At 67.7% G+C, this 17,814-nt stretch carries 18 protein-coding genes; 10 read left to right on the top strand and 8 right to left on the bottom strand.

Features of this window, described 5'->3' with window-relative positions:
• Positions 1 to 174: 174 nt before the first annotated feature.
• A complete protein-coding gene (gene alr, locus SPHPH_RS0113045; protein ID WP_028967081.1) occupies positions 175 to 1,221 on the top strand; it encodes an alanine racemase in 1,047 nt (348 codons plus the stop codon).
• On the opposite strand, the gene SPHPH_RS0113040 is transcribed toward alr, so the two are convergent.
• The gene (locus SPHPH_RS0113040; RefSeq protein ID WP_238303323.1) at positions 1,222 to 2,214 is read right to left on the bottom strand and encodes an alpha/beta hydrolase; all 993 of its coding nucleotides are present in this window, start codon (positions 2,212 to 2,214) and stop codon (positions 1,222 to 1,224) included. It abuts the gene before it with no gap.
• Positions 2,215 to 2,315: 101 nt separating this feature from the next.
• Between SPHPH_RS0113040 and phaR the strand changes: the two genes are divergently transcribed.
• Positions 2,316 to 2,867, top strand: a complete 552-nt coding sequence (gene phaR, locus SPHPH_RS0113035; protein ID WP_028967079.1) for a polyhydroxyalkanoate synthesis repressor PhaR — start codon at positions 2,316 to 2,318, stop codon at positions 2,865 to 2,867.
• A 158-nt stretch (positions 2,868 to 3,025) separates the two neighbouring features.
• On the opposite strand, the gene SPHPH_RS0113030 is transcribed toward phaR, so the two are convergent.
• On the bottom strand, positions 3,026 to 3,814 hold the full coding sequence (locus SPHPH_RS0113030; protein ID WP_028967078.1) for a class I SAM-dependent methyltransferase: 789 nt from the start codon (positions 3,812 to 3,814) through the stop codon (positions 3,026 to 3,028).
• A gap of 47 nt (positions 3,815 to 3,861) precedes the next feature.
• Between SPHPH_RS0113030 and SPHPH_RS0113025 the strand changes: the two genes are divergently transcribed.
• Both SPHPH_RS0113025 and SPHPH_RS20535 read left to right on the top strand, forming a co-directional pair.
• Positions 3,862 to 4,056, top strand: a complete 195-nt coding sequence (locus tag SPHPH_RS0113025) for a hypothetical protein (protein ID WP_028967077.1) — start codon at positions 3,862 to 3,864, stop codon at positions 4,054 to 4,056.
• Between the two features lie 152 nt (positions 4,057 to 4,208).
• Complete coding sequence (locus SPHPH_RS20535; protein WP_156026019.1) at positions 4,209 to 4,409, top strand: hypothetical protein; 201 nt, start codon at positions 4,209 to 4,211, stop codon at positions 4,407 to 4,409.
• A gap of 13 nt (positions 4,410 to 4,422) precedes the next feature.
• Here the strand turns inward: SPHPH_RS20535 and SPHPH_RS20530 are convergent, their stop codons facing one another.
• The 4 genes from SPHPH_RS20530 to SPHPH_RS19775 form a co-directional block, all read right to left on the bottom strand.
• Complete coding sequence (locus SPHPH_RS20530; RefSeq protein WP_051273008.1) at positions 4,423 to 4,662, bottom strand: DUF6894 family protein; 240 nt, start codon at positions 4,660 to 4,662, stop codon at positions 4,423 to 4,425.
• A 76-nt stretch (positions 4,663 to 4,738) separates the two neighbouring features.
• Positions 4,739 to 5,920 (bottom strand): retropepsin-like aspartic protease, encoded by a 1,182-nt coding sequence (locus SPHPH_RS0113015; protein WP_238303085.1) that lies wholly within the window; start codon positions 5,918 to 5,920, stop codon positions 4,739 to 4,741.
• A 290-nt stretch (positions 5,921 to 6,210) separates the two neighbouring features.
• On the bottom strand, positions 6,211 to 7,734 hold the full coding sequence (locus tag SPHPH_RS0113010; protein ID WP_028967075.1) for a TadA family conjugal transfer-associated ATPase: 1,524 nt from the start codon (positions 7,732 to 7,734) through the stop codon (positions 6,211 to 6,213).
• A gap of 63 nt (positions 7,735 to 7,797) precedes the next feature.
• Positions 7,798 to 8,619: an Ada metal-binding domain-containing protein gene (locus SPHPH_RS19775; RefSeq protein ID WP_051273007.1), complete on the bottom strand. Its 822-nt coding sequence runs from the start codon at positions 8,617 to 8,619 to the stop codon at positions 7,798 to 7,800.
• A 202-nt stretch (positions 8,620 to 8,821) separates the two neighbouring features.
• Between SPHPH_RS19775 and SPHPH_RS0113000 the strand changes: the two genes are divergently transcribed.
• The 6 genes from SPHPH_RS0113000 (at position 8,822) to SPHPH_RS0112975 (ending at position 14,059) form a co-directional block, all read left to right on the top strand.
• Positions 8,822 to 9,391: a F0F1 ATP synthase subunit delta gene (locus SPHPH_RS0113000; RefSeq protein WP_028967074.1), complete on the top strand. Its 570-nt coding sequence runs from the start codon at positions 8,822 to 8,824 to the stop codon at positions 9,389 to 9,391.
• A gap of 4 nt (positions 9,392 to 9,395) precedes the next feature.
• A complete protein-coding gene (atpA, locus tag SPHPH_RS0112995) occupies positions 9,396 to 10,925 on the top strand; it encodes a F0F1 ATP synthase subunit alpha (RefSeq protein WP_028967073.1) in 1,530 nt (509 codons plus the stop codon).
• A 3-nt stretch (positions 10,926 to 10,928) separates the two neighbouring features.
• Complete coding sequence (locus SPHPH_RS0112990) at positions 10,929 to 11,222, top strand: putative quinol monooxygenase (RefSeq protein WP_028967072.1); 294 nt, start codon at positions 10,929 to 10,931, stop codon at positions 11,220 to 11,222.
• Between the two features lies 1 nt (position 11,223).
• A complete protein-coding gene (locus SPHPH_RS0112985) occupies positions 11,224 to 12,093 on the top strand; it encodes a F0F1 ATP synthase subunit gamma (protein WP_028967071.1) in 870 nt (289 codons plus the stop codon).
• A 90-nt stretch (positions 12,094 to 12,183) separates the two neighbouring features.
• Positions 12,184 to 13,662, top strand: a complete 1,479-nt coding sequence (atpD, locus tag SPHPH_RS0112980) for a F0F1 ATP synthase subunit beta (protein WP_028967070.1) — start codon at positions 12,184 to 12,186, stop codon at positions 13,660 to 13,662.
• Between the two features lie 142 nt (positions 13,663 to 13,804).
• Complete coding sequence (locus SPHPH_RS0112975) at positions 13,805 to 14,059, top strand: ATP synthase F1 subunit epsilon (RefSeq protein WP_028967069.1); 255 nt, start codon at positions 13,805 to 13,807, stop codon at positions 14,057 to 14,059.
• Positions 14,060 to 14,308: 249 nt separating this feature from the next.
• Here SPHPH_RS0112975 and SPHPH_RS19770 read toward each other — a convergent pair whose 3' ends face one another.
• Together SPHPH_RS19770 and SPHPH_RS0112965 are read right to left on the bottom strand one after the other, a co-directional pair.
• Entirely contained in the window at positions 14,309 to 15,850 is a 1,542-nt protein-coding gene (locus SPHPH_RS19770) for a hypothetical protein (protein ID WP_156026017.1), read from the bottom strand.
• A 69-nt stretch (positions 15,851 to 15,919) separates the two neighbouring features.
• Positions 15,920 to 17,695, bottom strand: coding sequence for an ABC transporter transmembrane domain-containing protein (locus tag SPHPH_RS0112965; protein ID WP_028967068.1), 1,776 nt, complete (start codon positions 17,693 to 17,695; stop codon positions 15,920 to 15,922).
• Positions 17,696 to 17,814 lie beyond the last annotated feature (119 nt).

Here is a 17,814-nt window from a genome sequence, read left to right as displayed (position 1 = left end):
TCGGGTGTGTCGCCGGCGTGATTGCGGGAGCATTCGTGACGATCCACATTTCTTCCACCGCTTATGCGCTGATTGTCGTCAGGTTATCCAATCTATGCCAACCGGCTATCCACCAAGTTATCCACAGCGCTGCAACGGTGGCGCGGCGCGCGCGCAGGCGCTAACCGGCGTGGCATGTCGCATCGTCCGCACCGCCTGTATCTCTCCTCCGACGCCCTGGTCGCCAACTGGCGCGCGCTCGCGCGGTTGAGCGGGGCGGCGGCGTGCGGGGCCGCGGTGAAGGCCGATGGTTATGGGCTGGGCGCGCGCGAGGCGGTGCCGCGGCTGCTCGACGCCGGATGCCGCGACCTGTTCGTCGCGACCTGGGCGGAGGCGCGGGCGATCGCCGACCTGATCGCCGGGCGCGACGCCACCATTGCGGTGCTGCACGGGCTACGCGAGGCGGACCTGCCGTTGCCCGACCTGCCGGGCGTGCGTCCGGTGCTGAGCACGGCGGCGCAGGTGGCGCGGTGGCGGATGGTCGCACCGGGGCAGGTGTGCGACGTGATGGTCGATACGGGCATGAACCGGCTCGGCGTTTCGGAGGCAGACGTCGCGGGCGGGCTGCTCGACGGCCTGGCGATCGATACGGTGATGAGCCACCTCGCCTGCGCGGATGAGCCCGGCCATGCACTGAACGAGGTGCAGCGCGCTCGTTTCGCGGCGCTTGCGGGGCGGACCGGAGCACGGCGGATGAGCCTTGCCAATTCGGCGGGAATCGCGCTGGGCGCGGGATATCACTTCGACGTCACCCGTCCCGGCCTCGCGCTCTATGGCGGGGTGCCCGTGGCGGCGCTGGCCTCGGCGATCTGCCCCGTGGCGACCATCGCGGCGGAGGTGCTGCAATGCCGGACGGTGCGCGCCGGCGAGACGGTCGGCTATAACGCGACATGGCGCGCCGAGGCGGATCTGCCGGTCGCGATCGTCAACCTCGGTTATGCCGATGGCTATCGCCGCGCGCTCTCTAGCCGCGGCTGTGCGTTCGCGGGCGATGCGCTGCTGCCGGTGATCGGGCGCGTGTCGATGGACCTCGTCGCGCTCGACGCGCGTGCCGCGACGGTGCGCGAGGGCGACTGGGTGCGCTTCGACGACGATCTGGTGCATGTCGCGGCGGCGAGCGGGGTCAGCCAGTATGAGCTGCTGACCGGGCTTGGTGATCGGTTCGAGCGGGTGTGGTCGTAGTCAGGCCAGCGCGCGGAGCCACTCGGTCAGCGGATCCCACAGCATCGGCTTCGCGCGGCCGCCGACCATCATCCCGACATGGCCGAGCGCGAGATCGTGGCGCGCGGGCAGGCCGATCGCGGTGGCAGCGGGGGTGATGCGGTCGGTCAGCGAGACGAACTCGATTGCGGGGCATGGCAGGCGGAGCGGATCGACTGGCCGGTCGCCGAGGCGCCATGCGCCACGCCCCGGCCGGTCGTCGGCAAGCAGCGCCTCGAACAGGTCGGCACCCGCGGCGTAGGTGAGCGGCGCGCCACCGTTCGCCCAATCCTCGAGCAGCACGAAATCGGCGGCCCTGGCGGCGGGCATCGTCGCGAACGCAGCGTATTTGGCGACCGTCCGCGCCGGGTCGAGTTGCCAGAAGGCGGTTTGCAACACCTCCATCGGCAACACGCCGAGCGCCTTTGCGCCCGGCGCGACCTGTTCCCACAGCGACGCGAGCGCGGTGCGGGCGTCCGCGCCATAACCGGCGAAACGCCACGGCGCGGCGATCGTCGCGACCCCGGCGATCCTGCCCGGCGCGAGCGCCGCTGCCGCCGCGATCGCCAGCGTGCCGCCGAGGCAATAACCGACGAGCAGCGGCGGCCGGTCGAGTCGCGACAGCAGCGGCAGCAAGCGGCGTGTCACATGCCCCGCCAGATCGAGCCCCTGATCCTGCGCGCGCGGCGTTCCCCAATCGACGAGCCACGGATGAAATCCGGCCGTCGCCAAATGTCGAAGCAGCGAGCGGCCGGGGGCGAGATCGAGGACGTAAGGCGGGTTGATCAGCGATGGTACCAGCACGACGGGCGCGCCGTCGCTGCCGCGCGCGCCATCGCGTAGCCGCGCCGCGCCGCTGCGATAGCGGATCGGTGGCAGTCGTCGATGCGTGCGCGGTGCATCCTGATAACGGCGCAGTCCCGCCAAAGCCGCGGCTGCACGCTGCGGCGATGTTGCAGTCTCGCGGCGCAGCATCTCCAGGAACAACGGCAGCGGCCTGGGGCCGTATTGACCGTGTTGCAGCGCCACATTTTGTGCAATACGGCGAACAGGTTCGGTCACGGGGATCTCGCGCGATGAAGAAGCAGCATGGTACCGACGGGGTGGTCGTCATCAAGAAGTACGCCAACCGCCGGCTCTACAATACCGAAAGCTCCTCCTACATCACGCTCGAACATCTTGCGGCGATGACGCGCGAAGGTCGCGAGTTCAAGGTCGTCGACGCCAAGACCGACGAGGATATTACCCACAACGTCCTGACGCAGATCATCATGGAAGCGGAAAGCCGGGGGCAGACGATGCTGCCGGTGAATTTCCTGCGCCAGTTGATCGCGCTGTACGGAGATTCGATGCAGGCGATGGTCCCGGATTACCTCGATGCATCGATGGACAGTTTCCGCCGCAATCAGGCGCAGTTCAAGAATGCAGTCGAGGGCGCGTTCGCGGGTTCGCCGTTCGCGGAGATCGCCAAGCGTAATCTGGAGATGTTCGAGGCTGCGGCGCAGGCGTTCAAGCCCCCGGTCGCGCCAGCCCCTGCGGCAGCGACGACCGGCAAGGACGGCGAGATCGCAGCGCTGAAGGCGGAGCTGGCGCAACTGCGCGACAAAGTCGACAAGCTGGGGGAGTGAGCGAGGCGGTGTCGCTCTACGCGGTTCCCGTATCAGCCTTCCTGCCCTGAGCCGTCGTCCCGGACTTGATCCGGGACCCCGCTTCTGAACCCCTGTCGGCAGGAAGCGAGACCCGGATCAAGTCCGAGGCGACGAAGATTCGCGGGCTGCCTTGATGTTTAGCGCGGCTTGACGAATTTGAGCGTCATCCGGTCGCTCTCGCCGATCGCGGCATATTTGGCCCGGTCCACATCCTTGAGCGCATAGCTGGGCGGCAGCGTCCAGACGCCGCCGGCCCAGTCGGCCGTGTCCTTCGGATTGGCGTTCACCTCCGACTTGCCCGCGAGCTTAAACCCCGCCGCGGTCGCGAAGCCGATCACGCTGCTCGGCTTCATGTAACCGCTCTTCTCCTCAGCGGCGGCATCGCGCGCTTCGGGGAGGCGGTGTTCGACCACGCCGAGCGTGCCGCCGGGCTTGAGCATCCGGTACATCGCCGCGAACATCTGCCGCGCCTGATCCTCGCCGCCGAACCGCCAGTTGTGGACGTTGCGGAAGGTGAGCACGACATCGGCGCTCCCATCAGGCACGGTCGGCTGTCCGGCCTGTGCGGGCAATGCGGCGAACTGAACCTTGCCATAAGTCGCGGCATCCTTGGTCTGGAGCGCGCGGACCGCGTTCAGTCCCTTTTCCCACGGCCCCGCGACATAATAATGTCCGCGCTTGGCGGTGAGCGGCGCAAGGATTTCGGTGTACCAGCCCGCGCCCGGCCAGACCTCGACGACCGTGTCCGTCGGCTTCACCCCGAAGAAGGCGAGCGTTTCGGCAGGGTGGCGATAGCGATCGCGCGCGATATTGGCGGGGGTGCGGGTCGGCGCCGCCGCCGCTGCCGCAATCGGCGCGGGCGGGCGCGGGGCGGCGGCCACCGTGGCGGGCAGGGCGAGCAGCAGGACGGGAGCGAGACGATGCATGGACGAGAACCTCTCCATTTTTGGATAGCCGGGAGGCTGACGCGGCGATGAGCGATGCGCAAGAGCTGCTGTGCGTGATCGCGGGCGCGGCGGTCGGCGTTGCGGTGCTGGCGGGGTGGCGCGACCATCGGCGGCGGCGGCGCGCGCACCCCGATGCGGTGGGCTGGGTGGACTGGACCCTCGTGCAGGTAATCGCGCTGATCGTCGCCACCATTGCGGGCTGGATCGCGCTAAAGCCTTGAGGCGGCAGTTGGAACTACCTCGTCAGCGCCGGGTTGTCCTCGCAATCGAAGGCTTGTGTCGCGACGAATGCCGTGTCGTTCCGCGTGGGATTTCGCTTCGTACCGCTCGGCGGCCTTCACCCGTCACAACGCTTGGTGATCAAGGTGGAAGCATGAAGCCAGACATATGTACAATGGCGCCGAACGTCATCGCCGATGATGGTGTGGTGACCGTGCTGTCACGCTGCGGCGCGAGCTATAACCTGACCGCCGAGGCGGCGATGCGGCTGAGCGAGAAACTGGTGCGCAGCGCCGCGCGTGCGCTGGGGCAGCAGCGAATGAGCGATCCGCGCATCGACGACCGGCCGCACTAGCCGCCGCGCGGGGCTATTCCCTCTGGCCGGGCGGGCGCGGCGTCACGGTGGCGACGATCACCAACGCTGCGGCCCGACCCATCTCGTCCTCGACCGTTACGCGCCAATGGCCCTCTTCGGCATAATGAGGATGATCGACGAGATAGCGACCAAGTCGCTGAACCGCCTCGTTGCGCGCCGCCGGCAGGTCGGCGCACTCGATCGTGAGCCGTTCGGACTCGCGCCCGGCGAAGATGATGGTGAACTGCGGCATCTGGCCCCTTTTTCGATCGTCCCAGGACGCTAACGATCGATCTGACCGTGCGATACCGCGTACCGCGCGATTCCGGTCAGTAGAAATGCTTCAGTGTCAACGTGCGCCGCCGGCCGGTGCAATCCTCGAGCGTGACGACGCGCCCGACGGCGCCCGCGGGCCAGGCGGCCAGTGCGCTGCGCGCGTAGGCGGGGCCGATCCGCGTGCCGTCGACCGCGCAGATCGTGTCGCCCTCCTGCCAGCCGGCCACGGCGGCCGGACCGCCGCGCATCACATGCAGGACGCGCAACCGCTCGCCCGTCAGCGCGAGCAGCAGGCCGCTGGTCGAGCGCAATGTCGGTGTGTCGGATCGCGGGGTAGGGCCGAGCAGCATCTGCCCCGCGGCAGGATCGAGCAGCACGCGGTAACGCTGGAGGAAGCCCGAGCCGATCCGGCCCGCGACCCCGATCGTGTCGGAGAAGCCGCCGGTGGGCTCGACCCGGACCTCGACATCGCGCGCGATCGCGTCGCCGATCCGCAGCGCGGGCACGATCGCCATTTCGCTGACCACGGCGCCGGCGAGGCCGAACGAGACGGTGGTCGTCACCGGACCGGCCGCGACGCGCGCGGTCGCCCACGCCGCCGGGCCGAGCGTGATCGCCGAGCCGTCGCCGGTGTCGACCACCATCGGCGTCAGCGTCGCGCCCGCCGCGCCGATCGCGCTGACGTAGACCATCCGGTCGGGCGCGATCGACAGCGGCGCGCTCGTTCCCGCAAACGGACGGCTGCCGCTTCGCAGGAGCCGAAAGCGGCGTGCCTGATAGTCGATGTCGAGCGCATAGGGTGCGGTGAGGTCGCGCCCGACGAGCATGTCGACCGCCAGCGCGCTGCCGGTCGCGGCGGCAGGAAGGTCGGCGACGGCGAGGCTGCCGCCGCGCCGCGTCACCGCGCCGATCGCGACCGTGCGCGTCTCGACGCGGCCGATCGCGACGCTGCCGCCGATCACGGTCGCGCGGCCCTCGGCGCGGACGGGGAGGCGGTACGCCTCGGCGAAGCGGCGGGCGAGGACCGAATAGCTGACCCCGGTATCGAGGATCGCGGTGACGGGCCGGCCGTCGACCGCCATCGTGAAGCGGATCTGGTTGCCGGGGGTCAGGTCGAACGGAATCCAGCGCCCCTCGGCATCGGCGGCGAGCGTCGATCGACCGACCCACGCGGCACGCGGTTCGGGCAGCGGCGCGGCGGCGAGCGCGAGCGGCAGGAGCGACAGGATCGGCACGCGGGTGGTGTAGCGAATCGTGCGGGCGTGTCACGGGTCGGGGTGCTGCTCACCCCCGTCATCCCCGCGGAGGCGGGGATCCAGACGCGCGGGTCTGTCGATAGAAGCGACGCTTGAGATGCTGGATTCCCGCCTGCGAGGGAATGACGGGGGCGGAAGCAAGTCAGGCGTCATCCCGGACTTGATCCGGGATCCCACTTCTTACTTCTGTCGGCAAGAAGAAGCGGGGCCCCGGATCAAGTCCGGGGCGACAAGGGGGGTGTGGTTCGGGGCGACGGACGAGGGACACGTTACAGGCACGCCTCCAGATAGGCCTGATCGAAGCCGAACTGCTTGGCCTTGTCGATCGTGTAGGGGCGCAGGCCCATCGAGCGATATTCGCCGATGATCTTTCCGTCGGCGCTCTCGTCGAGATATTCGAACTTGAACAATTCCTGCGTGACGATCACCGGGCCTTCCATTCCGATCACCTCGGTGACGTTGGTGACGCGGCGGCTGCCGTCGCGCAGGCGCTTGACCTGGATGATCATGTCGACGCTGTCCGCGATCTGGCGGCTGATCGCTTCCTTGGGCACCTTGATGTCCGACATCATCACCATATTCTCCATTCGCGCCAGCGCCTCGCGCGGGGAGTTGGAGTGGAGCGTGCACATCGAGCCATCGTGGCCGGTGTTCATCGCCGCGAGCATGTCGAAACACTCGCTGCCACGGATTTCGCCGAGGATAATGCGATCGGGGCGCATACGCAGCGCGTTCTTGACGAGATCGCGGATGCTGATCTCGCCCTGACCCTCGAGATTGGCGGGGCGGGTTTCGAGCGGCAGCCAATGCGGCTGTTGCAGGCGCAGCTCGGCGGCGTCCTCGATCGTCAGCACGCGTTCGCCGGGGTCGATCATCTTCGACAAGGCGTTCAACATCGTCGTCTTGCCCGAGCCGGTGCCGCCCGAGATGACGATGTTGAACCGCGACGCGCCTGCGACTTTCAGCGCGGTCGCCATCTTCGGGCTCATGCTGCCGAAGCCTGCCATCATGTCGAGCGTGATCGGCTTGGCGGAGAATTTACGGATCGAGATCGCGGTGCCGCGCAACGACAGCGGTGGGACGATGACGTTGACGCGGCTGCCGTCCTTGAGGCGTGCGTCGGCGAGTGGCGTCGTCTGGTCGACGCGGCGGCCGACCGAGTTGCAGATGCGCTGCGCGATCTGGAACAGATGTTCCTCGTCGCGGAACTGGATCTGCGCCATCTCCAGCTTGCCCTTGCGCTCGACGAAGGTCTGGTCGGGGCCGTTGACCATGATGTCGCTGATCTCGGGGTCGGCGAGCAACTCCTCGAGCGGGCCGAGCCCGAGCAGTTCGTCGACCAGCACCTTCTCGAGCGCGAACTGTTCGCGGCGGTTGAGCGTCAGCTTCAGTTCGGCGAGCACCTCGCCGATGATCGGGCGGAATTCCTCGGCCAGATCTTCCTTGCCGAGCGTCGCGGCCGCCTCGGGGTCGACGCGCTCCAGCAGGCGCGGAAGCACCTGCTCCTTGATCTTGTGGATCGACGCCTCGAAACCTTCCATGCGGCTGGCGCCCGAGTCGGCGGTCGCATTCTGACGATCCGACAGCCGCTGCATCGCGTCGGTCTGTCCGAGCGGGGTCAGCGGGTCGAGCGCGGCAATCGCGTCGTGCGGCGCGGCGGTTTCGACCGGCTGGTCGTCACGGGCGTTGCCGGGCGGGACGTGCATCGGGCGTGCGACTCCGAAGCCGCCGCGCACTCCGACGCCGTTACCGCCGCCACCCATGCCGCCGTTGCGGCGTCCGAACGCGTTCATCGACCCTGATCGTCCTCGAATTGGCTCGAAGATGATCGCTACCGTGCAAGCCTTTCGAATTGGCTAACCAATCGATGTTGCGTGCTGATGGAGGAGCGCACGGAAGGCCGTGCGGCGCAGCGCCCGGGGCAGCGAGGCGTCCACCGGCACCGCAGTCGCTCGGGCCACCAGCGCCTCCGCCTGCGTGCGCCACGCCGGATCGCCGGGCCGCAGCGTCGCGGCCGGGAACGCGGCGTGCAACGCGGCGCGGTCTTCGTCGAAGGCGAAGCGACACCAGCCGCGCGTGGTCGCGGCGAGCAGCAAGCGGCCGGGCGGGGTGGCGAGGCGCACCCAGCGGAGCGTCTCCCCCGCGCCACCGGCCGTGGCCGCCTGCGGCGTCATCCCGAGCCGCGCGGCATCGGCATAGAAGCGACTGGGTGCGGCATATCCGGCCGCATAGATGGCGGCGGTGACGCTTTCGGTGTCGCGCAGCGCCGTCAGCACCCGATCGGCGCGGCATGTCCGTGCGAAGGCGGCGGGGGTGACGCCGGTCAGCCGATGGAAGAGCCGGTGGAAATGGTGCGGGGCATAACCGACCGCCGCCGCCAGAGCGCCCAGCGGGGGCGGTGCGTCACCGCCGAGCAGCGCCGCGGCGGCGATCACCGCCTGGCGATCGCGCGCAACCGAATCGGGCAGACAGCGCCGGCATGCGCGATAGCCGGCTGCGCGCGCCGCGGCGGCGTCGGCGAGGAAGGCGACATTCTCGCGGCGCGGGCGGCGCGCGGCGCAGCTCGGCTTGCAATAGATATGCGTGCTGCGCACCGCGACCACGAAGCGGCCGTCGAAGGCGCGATCGCGGCGGGCGAAGGCATCCCAGGCAGTGTCGGAGTCGATCGTCGCGCTCATGCCCGCCGGTCTACGCCAGCCGCATGCGCATCGCATCCCGCAGCTTGCGCTCAAACGGGCACGGGACATCACCGGGGTTTCACTCCGGTTGCATCGCGGTTCCCCCTTTGCTACGCGCGCCGTACCCAATGCGAGGCGCTTCGTTGCGCCATCCGTTCGCATGGGTGGGCACCCTTGGGTCATGACGAGGAAAGTGGATCGCGTGGAGAGTTCCAGCGGTAATCAGGGCAGCAGCATCCAGGCCGGCCTCGGCGGTCGGTATGCCAATGCGCTGTTCGATCTGGCGGTGGAGGCCCGTGCGGTCGATCGCGTCGAACAAAGTCTGACGGCGGTGCGCGATGCGCTGGCTGCGTCGCCCGAATTCGCGGAGCTGGCGGCGTCGCCGGTGATCGCGCGCGGACAGGCGGTGAAGGCGGTGCTGGCGACCGCGGACGAGCTGGGGCTCGATCCCACGACGCGCAGCTTCCTTGGCGTGCTGGCGGAGAACCGCCGGCTGTCGGCCCTGCCGAAGATCATTCGTGCGTTCCGCGCCATGGCCGCGCAGCATCGCGGTGAAACCACCGCCGAGGTCACCAGTGCGCACCCGCTGACCTCCGAGCAGGTCGACGAGTTGAAGCAGCAGCTGCGTCGCCGCGTCGGTCGCGAGGTGACGGTCGACCTGGCAGTCGATCCGCAGATCCTGGGCGGACTGGTCGTCCGCATCGGTTCCCAGATGATCGATTCGTCGATCCGCACCCGTTTGAATGCGCTTGCCAGCGCGATGAAAGGCTGAGTTGATGGACATTCGCGCCGCAGAAATCTCCCGCGTCATCAAGGACCAGATCGCCAATTTCGGCACCGAGGCGCAGGTTTCGGAAACCGGGCAGGTGCTCAGCGTCGGTGACGGCATCGCGCGCATCTACGGGCTCGACAACGTCCAGGCGGGCGAGATGGTCGAGTTCGCCAATGGCGTGCAGGGCATGGCGCTCAACCTCGAGGCCGATAACGTCGGCGTCGTGATCTTCGGCTCGGACGCCGAGATCCGCGAGGGCGACACCGTCAAGCGCACCGGCACAATCGTGGACGTGCCGGTCGGCAAGGGTCTGCTCGGTCGCGTGGTCGACGGGCTCGGCAATCCGATCGACGGCAAGGGTCCGATCGCGTCGGAGCAGCGCAGCCGCGTCGAGGTCAAGGCGCCGGGCATCATCCCGCGCAAGTCGGTGCATGAGCCGGTGCAGACCGGGCTGAAGGCGATCGACGCGCTGGTGCCGGTCGGCCGTGGTCAGCGCGAGCTGATCATCGGCGACCGCCAGACCGGCAAGTCGGCGATCGCGATCGACACGTTCATCAACCAGAAGCAGGCGAACGCCGGCAGCGACGAATCCAAGAAGCTGTACTGCGTCTATGTCGCGGTCGGCCAGAAGCGCTCGACCGTCGCGCAGCTGGTCCGCACGCTCGAAGAGAATGGCGCGATGGAATATTCCATCGTCGTCGCCGCGACCGCCTCGGACCCCGCGCCGCTGCAGTTCCTCGCGCCCTATACCGGCACCGCGATGGGCGAATATTTCCGTGACAACGGGATGCACGCGGTCATCGTGTTCGACGATCTGTCGAAGCAGGCGGTCGCGTATCGCCAGATGTCGCTGCTGCTGCGCCGTCCGCCGGGCCGCGAAGCCTATCCGGGCGACGTTTTCTATCTCCACTCGCGCCTGCTGGAGCGTGCGGCGAAGATGAACGAGGCGAACGGCTCGGGGTCGCTGACCGCGCTGCCGATCATCGAGACGCAGGCCGGCGACGTGTCGGCGTACATCCCGACCAACGTGATCTCGATCACCGACGGCCAGATCTTCCTCGAAACTGACCTGTTCTTCGCGGGCATCCGCCCGGCGATCAACGTCGGCCTGTCGGTCAGCCGCGTCGGCGGCGCCGCGCAGACCAAGGCGATGAAGAAGGTGTCGGGCTCGATCAAGCTCGAGCTGGCGCAGTATCGCGAGATGGCGGCGTTCGCGCAGTTCGGCTCGGACCTCGATGCCTCGACGCAGAAGCTGCTCAACCGCGGCGCGCGGTTGACCGAGCTGCTCAAGCAGCCGCAGTTCAGCCCGATGCCGTTCGAGGAACAGACCGTCTCGATCTACGCGGGCACCAACGGCTTCATCGACGCCGTGCCGGTGGCTGACGTCAACCGCTACGAAGCGGCGATGCTCAGCTACATGCGCGCCGACCACGCCGACGTGCTGACCGCGATCCGCGACAGCCGCGAGCTGGGTAAGGACACCGAGGCCAAGCTCAAGGAAGCGCTCGGGCAGTTCGCGAAGACGTTCGCGTAAGTCATGGCGTTGACGTACCTTGCAACGATCCGGTTGAAGCCGGAGCATTTCGGGTCGGCGTGTGACGCCGTTGCCGAAATCGTCGCGAGGACACGTGAAGAGGCGGGATGTGAGCGGTTCGACCCGCATCCCGCTGCCGATGGCAGCCCGACGCTCTACATCTACGAGCGATGGGTGGATCAAGCGGGCTATGACGAGCGCCACGCGCAGGCGTACACGCGTGCGGTGTTCAAGAGCTATGAGGAATGGCTGGCCGGCCCGGTCGAGATGACCCAGCTGGCGGACGGATTGGAATAGAATGGCTTCTCTCAAGGCCCTCAAGATCCGCATCGGCTCGGTGAAGTCGACGCAGAAGATCACCAAGGCGATGAAGATGGTCGCCGCTGCCAAGCTGCGCCGCGCGCAGGAAGCGGCGGTCGCGGGGCGTCCCTATGCCGAGCGGCTGGAGGGCGTCGTCGCCAGCCTCGCACGGACGGTCGGCGTCGGTGCGTCGCCGCTGCTGGCGGGCACCGGCAAGGATCAGGTGCATCTGCTGGTCGTCGCGACCTCGGAGCGCGGTCTGGCGGGGGCGTTCAACACCAACATCGTCCGCGCCGCGCGCCGCAAGGCCGAGGAGCTGGAAGCCGCGGGCAAGACCGTGCGCTTCTACATCGCCGGCAAGAAGGGGCGCGTGATGAAGCGCTTCTATCCGACCGGGATCGTCGCCGATCATGACCTGTCGGACATGAAGACCGCGAGCTTCGACGCCGCCAAGGAGATCGCCGACGATCTGATCGCGCGCTTCAAGGCGGGCGAGTTCGACGTCGCGCATTTGTTCTACGCGCGTTTCCAGTCGGCGCTGGTGCAGGAGCCGATGGGGGCGCAGATCATTCCGGTCGCCATTCCCGAAGTGAAAGGCGCGAAGGCGTCCGACGCGACGGTGGAATATGAGCCGAGCGAGGAAGCGATCCTCGACGATCTGCTGCCGCGCAACGTCGCAATCCAGATCTTCCGCGCGCTGCTGGAAAATGCCGCCTCGGAGCAGGGCAGCCGCATGACCGCGATGGACAATGCGACCCGCAACGCCGGCGACATGATCAAGCGGCTGAGCATCCAGTACAACCGCGCGCGTCAGGCGGCGATCACGACCGAGCTGGTTGAGATCATCTCGGGCGCCGAGGCACTATAAGTTACGTCATCGTTCCTCATCATGAGGGATGCCGTATGGTAAAGCAGACAGAAACCCCCGCCGTTTCCGGGGCGACGAAGAGGTAAGACAATGGCCACCGTCCTAGAGGATCGCCCGACTCACCTTACGGGCCAGACCAACAACACCGGCCGCATCAGCCAGGTGATCGGCGCGGTGGTCGACGTGCAGTTCGACCAGCAGCTGCCGGCGATCCTGTCGGCGCTGGAAACCGAGAACAACGGGGTCCGGCTGGTGCTCGAGGTCGCGCAGCACCTCGGCGAGAACACCGTCCGCACGATCGCTATGGACTCCACCGAGGGGCTGACCCGCGGCCAGACCGTCACCGACACCGGCGCGCAGATCCTGATGCCGGTCGGGCCGGCGACGCTGGGCCGGATCATGAACGTCATCGGCGAACCGATCGACGAGCGCGGCCCGATTGCGACCGATCTGCGCGCGCCGATCCATGCCAAGGCGCCGGACTTCGTCGACCAGTCGACCGAGAACGCCATTCTGGTGACCGGCATCAAGGTCATCGACCTGCTCGCCCCGTACGCGAAGGGCGGCAAGATCGGCCTGTTCGGCGGCGCGGGCGTCGGCAAGACCGTGCTGATCCAGGAGCTGATCAACAACATCGCGAAGGGCCACGGCGGCACCTCGGTGTTCGCGGGCGTCGGCGAGCGGACCCGCGAGGGTAACGACCTTTATCACGAATTCCTCGACGCGGGCGTCATCGCCAAGGATGCCGAGGGCAATGCGATCAGCGAGGGCTCGAAGGTCGCGCTGGTCTATGGCCAGATGAACGAGCCGCCGGGCGCGCGCGCGCGCGTCGCGCTGTCGGGCCTCGCGATCGCGGAATATTTCCGCGACCAGGAAGGGCAGGACGTGCTGTTCTTCGTCGACAACATTTTCCGCTTCACGCAGGCGGGCGCGGAAGTGTCGGCGCTGCTGGGCCGTATCCCGTCGGCGGTGGGCTATCAGCCGACGCTGTCGACCGACATGGGTGCGTTGCAGGAGCGGATCACCTCGACGAACAAGGGCTCGATCACCTCGGTGCAGGCCGTCTACGTCCCCGCGGACGATCTGACCGATCCGGCGCCGGCGACCTCATTCGCGCACCTTGACGCGACGACCGTGCTCAATCGCGCGATCTCCGAACTGGGCATCTATCCGGCGGTCGATCCGCTCGATTCGACCAGCCGCGTGCTGGAGCCGCGCACCGTGGGGCAGGATCACTACGAAACCGCGCGTGCGGTGCAGGCGACCTTGCAGAAGTACAAGTCGCTGCAGGACATCATCGCGATCCTCGGGATGGACGAGCTGTCCGAAGAGGACAAGCTGACCGTCAGCCGCGCGCGCAAGATCCAGCGCTTCCTGTCCCAGCCGTTCCACGTCGCCGAGGTGTTCACCAACATCCCCGGCAAGTTCGTCCAGCTCGAAGACACGATCCGCAGCTTCAAGGCGGTGGTGAACGGCGAGTACGATCACCTGCCGGAAGCGGCCTTCTACATGGTTGGCGGGATCGACGAAGCGATCGCCAAGGCCGAGAAGATGGCCAAGGAGGCGTAAGCCTTCGCTTTTGGCCCTCTCCCCTTTGGGAGAGGGTTGGGTGAGGGGGGCCCCGCGCACTGTCGCGTGTTGCATGGTCACCCTCCCTCACTGCCCCTCACCCCCGCCCTCTCCCCGGAGGGGAGAGGGAGTTAAGGTCAAGATCATGCTGCACTTCGAACTCGTCACGCCGGCCCGCTTGCTCATCTCCGAGGACGTTCACATGGTGACCGTGCCCGGCACCGATGGCGACTTCGCGGTACTGGAGGGCCATGCGCCGTTCATGTCGACGATCCGTGACGGCGAGGTGCTGGTGCAGAAGACGCCCGGCGGTCAGCCCGAGACGATTGCGATCCGCGGCGGCTTCGCCGAGGTCAATGCGCGCGGGCTGACGGTGCTCGCCGAACACGCAGGCTGAGCGTTCAGCTTCCTTTGATCGAGCCGGACTTGATCCGAAGTCCGGTTTGTAAAGAGGGTCATGTACTATCATTATCGCGAGCGTACCGGGGCAATGCCGGGCATCCTGATCCGGCCGTGAATAGCTTCGCTATTCTCGCGCGGGCAGGAGCGATAGGTCCGCGATCTGAGGCCGGAAGAAGCGTGGGTTCGGGTCGAGGCCCGGACGACGTCGAGGTGGTGGGGCGACTCAAGCCACATCGTCAGCGGCTTAATTGGCCTCCTCGCCCTCATCGGCTTTCTTCCCGTCCAGCGAGGCCGAGATCTTCTCAATCGTCGCATTGTCCTTGGCGTCGATGGCCGTGAGCACGGCGCCGGCGAGCGTGCCCAGCCCGCCGCCGTGCGGGTCGTAGGCGACACGACGCAGCGCGGGCACCGCCGCGGCATAGTCCTTCTTGCGAAGGTGCATCATCGCGACCTGCATCGCCAATCCGCTATCGAAGGGCGCCAGCGCGAAGGCGTAATCAAGCCCCTTTTCGGCATTGGGGCTCATTGGCGCACCAGCGCTGCGCAGCGCCTGATAATGGGCGACCAGCGGCCACGGATCTTCACCGTCGAGGTGGTTGGCGGTGATGAACCACTGCCGCACTGCCTTCCAGCGCGCGGAGTCGGTCGCATGCTCCTTTTCGGCAAGCGCAGCCTGCGCCATGCCGCGATAGATCAGGGCTTCGCGCAGGTTCGGCCTGGCGGCGAGCGCGCGCGCCGCCGCGGCATCGGCGGACGCAAAGCTGCCGGCGTCATATTCGGCCTCGGCGAGGGCGACCTGCACGGCCGGGTCGCTTGGCCAATCGGCCGCGATCTTGCGCGCGGCGACGGCGACGCCAGGCGCCGTCTTGGCATTCACGCCGCGGGTCGATCGGAGCACGATCGGCATGATCGCTTCTTCGCCCGGCGTCAGTGCGCGGGTCGTCACCGGACCGATCGGCAATGTCTCCACCTTCAAACCCAGCATCGGTAGTGTCAAGCGGGCGTAATTGTTGAGCGCACGGTCGAGCTTGCGGGGATCGCCCAGCAACGCCGAGGCGGCCTTCATATCGCCCCCTTTCTCCAGCGCCTTGAGATAGGCGGCGAGTTGCGGGCGACGCTCATTGTTGAGCAGCATGTAGTGCGTCAGCAGCCACGAGCGCCCGTAGAACACCTGTGTCTTCATCGAATCGAGCCGCTTGTCGTTGGGCGACATCGTCAGCAGGTCGCGCATGGGCAGCAGATCGTCGTCGACGAGCCCATAAGCACGATAGAGCGGCGGCGCGCCGATCAGCAGCCGCTCGGGCTCGAACACCATCGTGGCGTTGAATTCGGCGAATCCCTCGACGAACCACGCGGGGAACGGCTGATCGCCCCATGACGAGAACATGAAGTGATGCGCATATTCGTGGAGCAGCACCGCCTGCGGCGTCAGCGCAAGCTTGCCGGTATCATTCGTCTTGCGCGGCACGAACGCGACCGGCCCCGATAGCCGCGGCATATAAACCCCTGCGGCATCACGATCGCTGAGCAGCTTTTGCAGGGTGGCGATGTCCTTGACGACGAACACGCGCACGCGCTGCGTCGGGCTGAACGCCGGGTCCTCCATGCCGCGCATCACGCGCATCGCCTTGTCGAACCGTTCCAGCCGCGTGGCGAATTCGGTAACCTTGTCGGGTTCGTCCTCCGAATAGACGACGAAATGTCGGGACGATGTCTGTTGCCAGGTCGCCGCCGCCGGCGTGGCGATGCCCAAGGCCAGCGCCGCCGCTGCCCACCAATTACGCATCTACCTGCCCCCGTTTCTCGTCCCCATGCTCAGACTAGGAGAAGGGCGCCGACGGTCAAGCGGCTGGCGTCAGGCGTCGTGGAATTGCAGGTTCGCGAGCCGCGCATAGAGTCCGCCCGCGCCGATCAGCGCGGCGTGGCTGCCCTCCTCGACGATCCGGCCGCCATCCATGACGACGATCCGCGATGCCGCGCGAACGGTGGCGAGGCGGTGCGCGATGACGATCGTGGTGCGCGTCGCCATCAGCCGTTCGAGCGCGTCCTGCACCAGCCGCTCGCTCTCGGCGTCGAGCGCGCTGGTCGCCTCGTCCAGCAGCAGGATCGGTGCGTCGCGGAGCAGCGCGCGCGCGATCGCGACGCGTTGCCGCTGCCCGCCCGACAGCCGTGCGCCGCCTTCGCCGAGGAAGGTGTCGAGTCCGTCGGGAAGCGCTCGCAGGAAGTCGGCGGCGTTGGCCGCCTCCGCCGCGGCCCACACCTGCGCATCGTCCGCATCCCAACGACCGTAGCGGAGGTTGTCGCGCGCGCTGGTGCCGAAGATCACGGTTTCCTGCGGCACCATTGCGATCCGCGCGCGGACCTCGGCCGGGTCGGCGCGGGTCAGGTCAACGCCGTCGACCAGCACCGCGCCGCGCGCCGGCTGGTAGAAATGTTGGAGCAACTGGAACAAGGTCGACTTGCCGGCCCCGGACGGGCCGACCACCGCCAGCGTCTCGCCGGGGGCGACCTCCAGCGTGAAGTCGTGGAGCGCCGCAACATCGGGGCGACTGGGATAGCGGAACTCGACGTTGCGGAAGGCGACGCGCCCCTGTGGCGGCTGTGGCAGCGCGATCGGCTGCGCGGGCGGGGCGATCTCGGGGCGTTCGGCGAGCAATTCGCTCAGCCGCCCCGCCGCGCCCGCGCCGCGCAACAGGTCGCCATAGACTTCGGTCAGCGCGCCGAAGGCGCCGGCGACGATCCCGCCGGTCAGCACGAAGGCGGCGATCGCGCCGCCCGACAGGCGTCCGGCGGCGACATCCTCCGCGCCTTCCCATAGCACCAACGTGATCGCGCCGAAGATCAGCCCGATGACGATCGCGGTCATGATCGCGCGGAGCGCCACCCGCTTGCGCGCGGCGGCCATCGTCGCCTCGACCGCGTCGGTGAAGCGCGCGCTTTCGCGTGCCTCCTGCCCGAACGCCTGGACGATCTTCATCGCGCCCAGCGTCTCGACGACGATCGAGCCGACATCGGCGATCCGGTCCTGCGAGGTACGCGACAGGTTGCGGACGCGCCGCCCGAGCAAGGCGATGGGGGCGATGATGAGCGGGATGCCGGCGAGCAGCATCGCCGCCAGCTTGGGCGAGATCGCGAACAGATAGATCAGCCCACCGATCGCGGTGAACGAGTTGCGCAGCGCGATCGACACCGTGCTGCCGACCACCGTCTCGATCTGGCCGGTGTCGGCGGTGAGCCGCGAGGCGATTTCGGATGGGCGATTGGTCTCGTAGAAGGACGGGCTGAGCGTCATTAGGTGCCGTTGCACCTCGGTGCGGATGTCGGCGACGACGCGCTCGCCCAGCCAGGCGACGAAATAGAAGCGCACCGCGGTGCCGATCGCCAGCGCCACGACGATCATCAGCATGTAATGGAATGACGATGCCACGGACTCGGCGGACGCGCCATTGCCTGCGAAGCCGCGATCGATCACGCGCTTGAAGCTGTACGGGATCGCGATCGTCGCACCCGAGGTGACCGCCAGCGCGCTAAACGCCGCAGTAATCTGCAGCGGGTATTTGCGGGCGTGTCGAAAGACCATCGCCAGATTGCCGAGGCGGCGGGAAGGAGCGACGTCGGAAGCGCTGGCCATGCGCGCGGCCTAGCAGCGCATGTGCCGTCGCTCAACGTATCGCTGACGCCGGGCGGCGGGCGGGCCCGAAACGGGGCTGCAATCGTTGCAGTCGCGTTGCGACCGGCGAAGTTGCTATA

Origin of the sequence: Sphingomonas phyllosphaerae FA2, assembly GCF_000427645.1 — a bacterium.
Lineage (GTDB): Bacteria > Pseudomonadota > Alphaproteobacteria > Sphingomonadales > Sphingomonadaceae > Sphingomonas > Sphingomonas phyllosphaerae.
The sequence above is the reverse complement of the archived record's forward strand: the minus strand, read 5'-3'. Positions and strand labels throughout refer to the sequence as shown.

Coding starts and splice junctions, on each gene's coding strand:
- SPHPH_RS0112985 (WP_028967071.1), top strand. CDS start 11,224: ATGGCTTCTCTCAAGGCCCTCAAGATCCGCATCGGCTCGGTGAAGTCG.
- SPHPH_RS20535 (WP_156026019.1), top strand. CDS start 4,209: ATGAAGCCAGACATATGTACAATGGCGCCGAACGTCATCGCCGATGAT.
- phaR (WP_028967079.1), top strand. CDS start 2,316: ATGAAGAAGCAGCATGGTACCGACGGGGTGGTCGTCATCAAGAAGTAC.
- SPHPH_RS20530 (WP_051273008.1), bottom strand. CDS start 4,662: ATGCCGCAGTTCACCATCATCTTCGCCGGGCGCGAGTCCGAACGGCTC.
- atpA (WP_028967073.1), top strand. CDS start 9,396: ATGGACATTCGCGCCGCAGAAATCTCCCGCGTCATCAAGGACCAGATC.
- atpD (WP_028967070.1), top strand. CDS start 12,184: ATGGCCACCGTCCTAGAGGATCGCCCGACTCACCTTACGGGCCAGACC.
- SPHPH_RS0113010 (WP_028967075.1), bottom strand. CDS start 7,734: ATGAACGCGTTCGGACGCCGCAACGGCGGCATGGGTGGCGGCGGTAAC.
- SPHPH_RS0112965 (WP_028967068.1), bottom strand. CDS start 17,695: ATGGCCAGCGCTTCCGACGTCGCTCCTTCCCGCCGCCTCGGCAATCTG.
- SPHPH_RS0113025 (WP_028967077.1), top strand. CDS start 3,862: ATGAGCGATGCGCAAGAGCTGCTGTGCGTGATCGCGGGCGCGGCGGTC.
- SPHPH_RS19775 (WP_051273007.1), bottom strand. CDS start 8,619: ATGAGCGCGACGATCGACTCCGACACTGCCTGGGATGCCTTCGCCCGC.
- SPHPH_RS0112990 (WP_028967072.1), top strand. CDS start 10,929: ATGGCGTTGACGTACCTTGCAACGATCCGGTTGAAGCCGGAGCATTTC.
- SPHPH_RS0113040 (WP_238303323.1), bottom strand. CDS start 2,214: ATGCTGCGCCGCGAGACTGCAACATCGCCGCAGCGTGCAGCCGCGGCT.
- SPHPH_RS19770 (WP_156026017.1), bottom strand. CDS start 15,850: ATGCGTAATTGGTGGGCAGCGGCGGCGCTGGCCTTGGGCATCGCCACG.
- SPHPH_RS0113030 (WP_028967078.1), bottom strand. CDS start 3,814: ATGCATCGTCTCGCTCCCGTCCTGCTGCTCGCCCTGCCCGCCACGGTG.
- alr (WP_028967081.1), top strand. CDS start 175: ATGTCGCATCGTCCGCACCGCCTGTATCTCTCCTCCGACGCCCTGGTC.